Source organism: Arenimonas sp. (assembly GCF_019459675.1).
Taxonomy (GTDB): Bacteria; Pseudomonadota; Gammaproteobacteria; order Xanthomonadales; family Xanthomonadaceae; genus Arenimonas.
This window is the reverse complement of the sequence record NZ_JAIBFH010000044.1, coordinates 1-8,233: the sequence shown is the minus strand read 5'-3', so window position 1 is coordinate 8,233 and position 8,233 is coordinate 1. Positions and strand designations below refer to the sequence as shown.

At 68.6% G+C, this 8,233-nt stretch carries 7 protein-coding genes; 5 read left to right on the top strand and 2 right to left on the bottom strand.

The features are described from left to right. Nucleotides 1-91: 91 nt before the first annotated feature. From K0M70_RS01780 to msrA, 4 genes are all read left to right on the top strand, one after another. Nucleotides 92-832, top strand: a complete 741-nt coding sequence (locus tag K0M70_RS01780) for an SDR family oxidoreductase (RefSeq protein ID WP_290778485.1) — start codon at nucleotides 92-94, stop codon at nucleotides 830-832. A gap of 7 nt (nucleotides 833-839) precedes the next feature. Continuing rightward, on the top strand, nucleotides 840-2,288 hold the full coding sequence (locus K0M70_RS01775) for a deoxyribodipyrimidine photo-lyase (RefSeq protein ID WP_290778483.1): 1,449 nt from the start codon (nucleotides 840-842) through the stop codon (nucleotides 2,286-2,288). A gap of 99 nt (nucleotides 2,289-2,387) precedes the next feature. Further along, nucleotides 2,388-3,806 carry a wax ester/triacylglycerol synthase family O-acyltransferase gene (locus K0M70_RS01770; protein WP_290778481.1) on the top strand — a complete coding sequence of 473 codons (1,419 nt, stop codon included), beginning with the start codon at nucleotides 2,388-2,390 and terminating at the stop codon, nucleotides 3,804-3,806. 84 nt (nucleotides 3,807-3,890) lie between these two features. Then, nucleotides 3,891-4,517, top strand: a complete 627-nt coding sequence (gene msrA / locus K0M70_RS01765; protein ID WP_290778479.1) for a peptide-methionine (S)-S-oxide reductase MsrA — start codon at nucleotides 3,891-3,893, stop codon at nucleotides 4,515-4,517. A gap of 48 nt (nucleotides 4,518-4,565) precedes the next feature. Here msrA and K0M70_RS01760 read toward each other — a convergent pair whose 3' ends face one another. Both K0M70_RS01760 and K0M70_RS01755 read right to left on the bottom strand, forming a co-directional pair. Beyond that, nucleotides 4,566-4,970, bottom strand: a complete 405-nt coding sequence (locus tag K0M70_RS01760) for a hypothetical protein (protein WP_290778477.1) — start codon at nucleotides 4,968-4,970, stop codon at nucleotides 4,566-4,568. A 148-nt stretch (nucleotides 4,971-5,118) separates the two neighbouring features. Then, complete coding sequence (locus K0M70_RS01755; protein WP_290778474.1) at nucleotides 5,119-7,428, bottom strand: EAL domain-containing protein; 2,310 nt, start codon at nucleotides 7,426-7,428, stop codon at nucleotides 5,119-5,121. Nucleotides 7,429-7,736: 308 nt separating this feature from the next. Between K0M70_RS01755 and K0M70_RS01750 the strand changes: the two genes are divergently transcribed. Then, nucleotides 7,737-8,233: hypothetical protein (locus K0M70_RS01750; protein WP_290778473.1), on the top strand; the 497-nt coding region annotated here is incomplete at its 3' end.

Genomic DNA, 8,233 nt, shown 5'->3' with positions numbered 1-8,233 from the left:
TTAAGTGCGGGGGTTTTTTCCCGGTTATTCACGGCCGCCACACGGGGTGGACGGCTAACCTGCGCGTCTTATCCACGCAAGCGGACGGCCCATGAAAACCTGCCTGATCACCGGCGCCACCGGCGGCGTCGCCACCGCGCTGGCCCAAACGCTGCGCGAACAGGGCTGGCGGCTGGCGCTGGTGTCGCGTGACGCCAGCAACATCGTCGCCGGCGACCACGACCTCGCCATCGAAGCCGATGTCGCCACCGAGGCCGGCGCCGAAGCGGCCGTGGCCCAGGCCACCGAGGCCTTCGGCAACCCGCCCGACGCCGTGGCGCACTGCGCCGGCGCCATCCTGATCGCCCCGATCGGCCGCACCACCGAAGCGCAGTACCGCGCCTGCATGGCCGCCAACCTCGACAGCGCCTTCTTCGTGTCCAAGGCCTATGCGCCACGCGTGCAGAAGTCCGACCGTCCTGGGGCGCTGCTGTTCTTCAGCTCGGTGGCCGCCGGCATCGGCGTGTCCAACCACGCGGTGATCGCGATGGCCAAGGCGGGCGTGGAAGGCCTGGTGCGTTCGCTGGCGGCCGATTTTTCCAGCGCCGGCCTGCGCGTGAACGCCATCGCGCCCGGACTGATGCGCACGCCGGCTACCGAACGCATGCTGTCGAACGAGTCCGCGGCCAAGGCCATCGCCGGCCAGTACCCGCTGGGCCGCCACGGCGAAGCCGCCGACGCTGCGGCGCTGGGTGCGTTCCTTCTGTCGGACGCGGCCGGCTGGGTGAGCGGCCAGGTGATCGGGCTCGACGGCGGCTTCCAGGCGGTGCGACCCTACGTGAAAACCGCCTGAGCTTTTCATGTCCCATGCCCTGATCTGGTTCCGCCGTGACCTGCGCCTGGACGACAACCCGGCGCTGCAGGCCGCCCTGCGCGCTGGCCACGTGCCGGTGCCGGTGTACATCCACGCGCCCGACGAAGAGGCCCCCTGGGCCCCGGGCGCCGCCAGCCAGGCCTGGCTGCACAAGTCGCTGCTGGCGCTGGACGCCGACCTGCGGGCACGCGGTTCGCGCCTGGTCATCCGCCGCGGCGAAAGCCTGGCCGAGATTGAAAAGCTCATCGCCGAAACCCGTGCCGAGGCGCTGCACTGGAACCGGCTGTACGAACCCGCCGCCATCGCCCGCGACACCCGCATCAAGCAGGGCCTCAAATCGCGCGGCCTGACGGTGGAAAGCCACAACGCCGCCCTGCTGGTGGAGCCCTGGACGGTGGAAACGGGGCAGGGCGATCCCTACCGCGTGTTCACGCCGTTCTGGAAGAACGCGCGCCAGCGGCTGGACCCGAAAGCCCCGCCCGCCGCGCCCGCGCGCCTGCCCGAAGTGCCGGTGATGCTGGCCGGCCTGGGCGTGGACGACCTCAGGCTTGAGCCACGCAAGCCCGAGCCGCGCTGGGACGCCGGCTTCTGGGACGACTGGCAGCCCGGCGAAGCGGGTGCGCTGGAGCTGCTGGACGCCTTCCTGGACGGCGCCGCCAACGGCTACAAGGAACAGCGCAACTACCCCGACCGCATCGCCACCTCGAAACTGTCGCCGCACCTGCATTTCGGCGAAATTTCACCGCGGCGCATTGTCTCGGCCGTGCTGGCGCGGCATTGGCCGGCCGCGGTGCAGCCCGACATCGACCACTTCCTGAGCGAGCTGGGCTGGCGCGAATTCAGCCACCACCTTCTGTACCACTTCCCGCGCACGGCGCAGGAAAACCTCAACCCCAAGTTCCAGGATTTCCGCTGGGCCACGCCCGACCCCGCGCACCTGGCGGCCTGGCAGCGCGGCCGCACCGGCGTGCCGATCGTGGACGCCGGCATGCGCGAGCTGTGGCACACCGGTTGGATGCACAACCGCGTGCGTATGGTGGTGGGCAGCTTCCTCACCAAGAACCTGCGCTACCACTGGAAGCACGGCGCCGACTGGTTCTGGGACACGCTGCTGGACGCCGACCTGCCCAACAACACGCAGGGCTGGCAGTGGACCGCGGGCACCGGCGCCGACGCCGCCCCCTACTTCCGCATCTTCAGCCCGATCGCGCAGGCCCAGAAGTTCGACGCCTCGGGCAAATACATCCGGCGCTGGGTGCCCGAGCTGGCCAAGCTGCCCGATGCCGCCCTGGCGGCGCCCTGGGAGCAGCCCGAGCTGCTGCGCCGGCTGGCGCCGGACTACCCCCTGCGCCCGATCGTCGACCTGAAGGCCAGCCGCGATGCGGCGCTGGAGGCCTATTCGGGCGCCAAGACCAAGCCGCCCGTGGAGCGCTGAAGGCGAGGGTTTGACGCCTGCGCTGCGCAGGCGGCATCCTGACCGCTGTTCGGGGGAGGGGTTATGGCCGAGGCGCGTGCACGGATCCGGAAGTCGCCGATGTCGCGCGTGGACACGGCGTGGCTGCGCATGGAGCGCCCCACCAACCTGATGATGATCACCGGCGTGATGATGTTCGAGACGCCGCTGGACATCAAAACCCTGCGCAAGGTCATCGAAACGAAGTTCCTTTCGTACCCGCGTTTCCGGCAGAAGGTGCTCGACACGCCCACCGGTGCGTTCTGGCAGGACGACCAGGACTTCGACATTGACTGGCACATCCGCCTCACCGCGCTGCCGGGCAAGGGCGGCAAGAAAGAGCTCGAACGCCTGACCAGCCAGATGGCGTCGACGCCGCTGGACAAGACCAAGCCGCTTTGGCAGTTCCACCTGGTGGAGAAGTTCGGCGGTGGTTCGGCCCTGATCACCCGCATCCACCACTGCTACGCCGACGGCATGGCGCTGGTGCAGGTCATCCTTTCCATGACGGAGATGGGTGACGATCCCAAGCGCAAGGCGGCCCTGGCCAAGCGTTGGCTGAAGCACGAAGAACACGCCCCGGTGGCCAAGCGCGTCGGTGCCATCGACCGCTACATGCAGCTGGGCGGCAAGATGATCGAAAAGGGCATGGACTTCTACCGCGACCCCACCCTGGCGGCGATGCTGGCCAGCGAGGGCGTGGACATCGCCAAGGAAGTCGGCATGGCGCTGGCCCTGCCGGACGACCCGGAAACCGTGCTCAAGGGCCGCCTGGGCGTCAGCAAGCGCGTCGCCTGGGCCGAGAAGCTGGACCTGGACGAAGTGAAGTCGGTGAGCCGCGCCCTTTGCTGCACCGTCAACGATTTGCTGCTGGCTTCGGCCACCGGTGCGCTGCGCAGCTACATGCTCGAGCGCGGCGAGCACCTGGAAGGCATCACCCTGCGCGCCACGGTGCCGGTGAACCTGCGCCCGCTGGAGCATGCCAAGCAGCTGGGCAACCACTTCGGCCTGGTGTTCCTGGAGCTGCCGGTGGGCGAGGCCAACCCGATGCGGCGCCTGGAGCGGGTGGCGGCGTGCATGAAGGTGCTGCGCAAGTCGCGCCAGGCCGTGGCTACCTTCGGCGCGCTGGCCGCGGTGGGCATGGCGCCGCCGCCGGTGCAGGCCTTCGCGCTGGAGATGTTCAGCCGCAAGGCTTCGGCCGTGGCCACCAACGTGCCCGGCCCGCAGATGCCGCTGTACCTGGGCGGCCGCAAGATCACCGACATGATGTTCTGGGTGCCGCAGACCGGCTCCATTGGCCTGGGCATCTCGATCCTGAGCTACAACGGCCAGGTGCATTTCGGCCTGATTGCCGACGCCAAGCTGATGCCGGACCCGGATTCGGTGATCCGCCGTTTCCGCCCCGAGTTCGAGAAGCTGCTCTACCTGGCGCTGATGGCGCGCTGGGAAGGCCCCTTCTGCTCGGAAGCCGCCGATGCCCTGATGGATCCCTGCGACTGAGCCCGGCGCGGGCATTTTGCCGGCGCGTCTTCGCGCCAGCTTTGCACGGCTTGGCGCAGTGTTACGGGAATTTCCGGAGTCCCCATGTCGAATTCCTCCTGTGACATCCCCGGCCTTGGCCTGCGCGTTCCGGCCAGCCAAGTGCCCGACCCGGCGCTGGACTTGCCCACGGCCAGCGACCGCGGCGATGCCATCCTGGGTGGGGGCTGCTTCTGGTGCACCGAGGCGGTGTTCCGCCGCCTTGAAGGCGTCACCGAGGTGCAGCCCGGCTATGCCGGCGGCAGCGCCGACACGGCCGACTACAAGCAGGTGTGCAGCGGCCGCACCGGCCACGCCGAGGTTATCCGCATCCTCTACGACCCGGCACGCATCAGCTACGGCCAGTTGCTCAAGGTGTTCTTCGCGGTGGCGCACGACCCGACGCAGAAGGACCGCCAGGGCAACGACGTCGGCACCCAGTATCGATCGGCGCTGTTTCCGGCCGATGATGCCCAGCGCGAGGTGGCCGCGGCCTACATGGACCAGCTGACGGCGGCGAATGTGTTCGCTTCGCCCTTGGCCACCACGATCGAGCCGCTGGACACGTTCTTCGTGGCCGAGGCCTACCACCACGACTACGCGGCGAAGAATCCCGGACAGCCCTACATCCAGTTCGTCTCCCTGCCGAAGGTGGCCAAGCTGCTGAGCGCCTTCCCCGACAAGCTCAAGTAACCGTAATGGCGGGCAGGCCGCGACTGCGTGCCTGCCCGCGAACGCCGCTCACCTGTGGCGAACGGCTTCACCGCGCATGGACTCACGGTATTTCACCAGGTCGGCCACGTTGTCGAACGAGCCCAGCCGCAGCGCCTCGGTGGTGGAGAGCTCGTACAGGTCGCAGCGCTTCCCTGCCTGGCACACCGTGGCGTAAGCCACTTCAGGTCCCGGTGCCGCCGCCTTGGCGGCGCGGCCAGCGGCCAGGGGGCCCTCCACCACCTTTCGGTCCCAGCCGGTGACGTAGGTACATCCCTTCGAGTCGCAGCGCCACAGCGTGCACAGCTGGGTATCGCAGGTGACGATGTAGCAGCCGTTGCTGCAGTCGATGGGAGCCTGGGCGCGGGCAGGCGAGGGTGCGAGCGCCGAGAGCAGCGCGAGTGCGGCGAGCAGCGTGGCGAAGCCGATTCTCATGGGAATTCCTCGGAAAGGTTGACGATGGCCGGCAGAGGTCTGCCTGCCCGTCGAAACTACCGGGGTGGCGGGCAGGCGCCGTCAGTCGGCCGCCTTTCCCTGCCGTAGGAATTCCGCGCGAAGTGAAAAGAAAGATGCGCCCTCGCGCTCAGCCTGCCTCCGGCGGGAACTGCAGCCGCAGCGCGGCCTCGAGCGGCGTTGGCGCGCGGCATCGGTCGAGCAGCATCCACTCCATTTCCGGTGGCGGCAGCGGACGGCTGAACAGGTAGCCCTGGATCTGGTCGCAGCGGTGGCGGCGCAGGTAGGTGAGCTGCTCCATGGTTTCCACGCCTTCGGCGATCACGGTCAGCTTCAGGCTGTGGGCCATGGTGATGATGGCCAGTGCGATGGTGGCATCGTCCGGGCTGGTGGTGATGTCGCGGATGAAGGCGATGTCAATCTTGAGTTTGTCGATCGGGAACCGGCGCAGGTAGGCCAGGCTGGAATAACCGGTGCCGAAGTCGTCGATGGTGATGGCCAGCCCCATGGCCTTGAGGCTGGTGAGTGTGTCCACGGTGCGCTCGGTGTTCTCCATCAGCGAGCTTTCGGTCAGCTCCAGCTCCAGCAGGTGGGCCGGGATGCCGCTTTCGTCCAGTGCCTGGCGCACGTCCTGGGCCAGGTTGCCGTCGGTGAACTGGCGCGCGGAGATGTTGACCGCGATCTGCACCGGCCCCACCGACGAATGCAGCCACTGCGCAATCTGCCGGCAGGCCGCGCGGATGACGTTGCGGCCGACGGCGACGATCAGCCCGGTTTCCTCCAGCACCGTCACGAAGTCCTGCGGGCCCACCAGCCCGTGCCCCGGCCGCTGCCAGCGCAACAGGGCCTCCACGCCGGTGATGTGGTCGTCGCCCAGCGCCATCTTGGGCTGGTAGTTCAGCACGAACTCGCCGTTGTCCACAGCGGCGCGCAGCGCGGACTCCAGCTCCATGCGAGCGATCAGGTCGACGTTCATCTGCGCGGTGAAGAAACACGCCGCGTCGCGGCCAGACTGCTTGGCGCGGTACATCGCCATGTCGGCGTAGCGCAGCAGTGTGGTGGCGTCCTGCGCATCGTCGGGGTAGATCGTGATGCCGATGCTGGCCGTCACCATCACGTCGTGGCCCATCAGCCGGAACGGCGCCTGCAGCGCCGCCCGCACCTTGCAGGCCACCAGCGCGGCGCCGCTGCGGCAGTCGTTCATCACCAGGATCAGCGCAAACTCGTCGCCGCCCAGGCGGCCGATCACGTCGCGCGTGCGCACGCACTTAACCAGGCGGTTGCCCAACTGGCTCAGCAGCTCGTCGCCGATGGCGTGGCCCAGGGTGTCGTTGACGCTCTTGAAGTTGTCCAGGTCGATGAACAGCACCGCCACGCCCCAGTCGTGGGATGTGGCCTGGGCCACGGTGCGCTCGAGGGTGGCGTAGAACAGGGCGCGGTTGGGCAAGCCGGTCAACGTGTCGTAGTGCGCCAGGTGGTGCAGGCTTTCTTCGGCCTGCTTGCGCTCGGTGATGTCGCGAACGATGCCCACCACCAGCCAGTCCTCGCCCCAGCGCTGCGCCTGCTGGTGGATCTCCACGTCCACCAGCGCGCCCTGCTTGTGGCGCATGCGCGCGTCCACCGGACCGGTGTCGGCACCGGCGGCGATGATGGCGTCGAACTCGTCCTCCAGCTCCTGGGGAGGGGCAAGCCACACAAGCCCGGGGCCCGCCGAAAACAGCTCTTCGCGGGTGTAGCCCAGCAGGTTGCAGGCGGTCTGGTTGACCTCCACGAAGCCCATCGTGCTGCGGTCGATCAGGAAGATGGCATCAGCGGCGCCTTCCATCGCGCTGCGGAAGCGCTCGAGTTCGCTGTTGCGTTGGCGCACCGCGCGTTCCTGCAACTCTGGCGGCTGCGCCACCGCGGCGCGCAGCCGCACCAGCTCCACCAGGTTGCGGATTCGCAGTGCCAGCACGTGCCGGTTCACCGGGCGACGGATAAATTCCTGGGCGCCGGCCAGGATGCTGCCCGTGCGCGTGCGGCCGTCCAGCCTGGCCAGTACCAGCATCACCGGCACGCCGGCGCTGCGCGGGTCGTCCTTCAGCGCTTGGCTGGCCTCGCTGCCGCAGCCGCGCCCGGGGTTGAGCAGCACGAGGTCCGGCACGAGCTTATCCAGCAGGACCTGCGCGTCCTCGAGCGTGCGGGCCGGGCAGGTGGCGAAGCCCTCCGCCGCCAAAAGGGACTGGAGGCGTTGGCGGCTGCGGTCGTCGCGATCGATCAGCAAAACGGTGAGAGGGCGGGGCAGGGGCGCCGTGGCTTCGGCGCGTGCGGCGACGCTGCGGGCGGAGGACGCGCGCTGTCGCCGTTTGCGCAGGTCGCTTTCATCGTGGCGAAGTGGCGAGCGCAGCTCCATGCCGCCGTAGGCGGCGGTGCCCAACACGGTGATCGCGTCGACCGACATAGGCTTTCCTGCAGGCGCAGAGGGCCCGACGCTGCCGTCGGGAAGCACGTTCCGGATTTAGCACCGCCTCGTCGGCCGCTCTGTTCGGTAGCAGACATTGCGCCCGCGTGCGCCGAGCGCCCAGGCCCGGGTTCGCGTATGTTCCCGATGTCTCCCGTCCGCACCCGCTGCCATGGACCACAGCCCCTCCAGCCCGCCTCCGCGCCTGACGATGAAAGCCTTTTGGGCGTGACTTTGGCGACGAAGTCTTCAATCTCGAGCGCGGACTGCCTTGGACGTTCTGGCAGCTGTGCCGATCGCCCGGCGCCTTGATCCGCCGCTACGTGGACCAGCGCGACCCGCGGGTGGTGCGGCCCCTGCGCTGGTTCCTGCTGGGGTTCGCGCTGATGGCCATCGTGTTCCAGTCCGTGGGCGGCACCGAGTCGGCGCAGTCGGGTTTCCGCACGGGCCTGGACGGACGCTCGGAACAGGCGGCCATGGCCCAGGCCCTCTGGACGGTGATGTCGAACCTGCAGTGGGTGTTGCTGGGCGCGGTTTTCCCGGCCGGGGCGCAGGCGCTCACCGTGGTTTACCGGCGCCACGGGCCGGAGTTCGCCGAAATGTGGGTTTTCTGCCTTTATCTGGCGGGCCAGCTGCTGGGTATGTGGGCCCTGCTGCTCGCGTTCGACCAATACCTCGAGGTGCCTGGCGTCGCCCAGGCCATGCTGGCCATGCCGGCGGCATGGTTCATCGCTTCGTGCCTGGGGTATTTCCCCGGCCAGGGGCCGACGCGCTGGCTGCGCGCGTTCGGGGCGCTGCTGTTTTG

What these genes read in the sequence shown, in the direction of transcription:
- K0M70_RS01780 (WP_290778485.1), top strand. Translation starts at nt 92, where the DNA reads ATGAAAACCTGCCTGATCACCGGCGCCACCGGCGGCGTCGCCACCGCG.
- K0M70_RS01775 (WP_290778483.1), top strand. Translation starts at nt 840, where the DNA reads ATGTCCCATGCCCTGATCTGGTTCCGCCGTGACCTGCGCCTGGACGAC.
- K0M70_RS01770 (WP_290778481.1), top strand. Translation starts at nt 2,388, where the DNA reads ATGTCGCGCGTGGACACGGCGTGGCTGCGCATGGAGCGCCCCACCAAC.
- msrA (WP_290778479.1), top strand. Translation starts at nt 3,891, where the DNA reads ATGTCGAATTCCTCCTGTGACATCCCCGGCCTTGGCCTGCGCGTTCCG.
- K0M70_RS01760 (WP_290778477.1), bottom strand. Translation starts at nt 4,970, where the DNA reads ATGAGAATCGGCTTCGCCACGCTGCTCGCCGCACTCGCGCTGCTCTCG.
- K0M70_RS01755 (WP_290778474.1), bottom strand. Translation starts at nt 7,428, where the DNA reads ATGTCGGTCGACGCGATCACCGTGTTGGGCACCGCCGCCTACGGCGGC.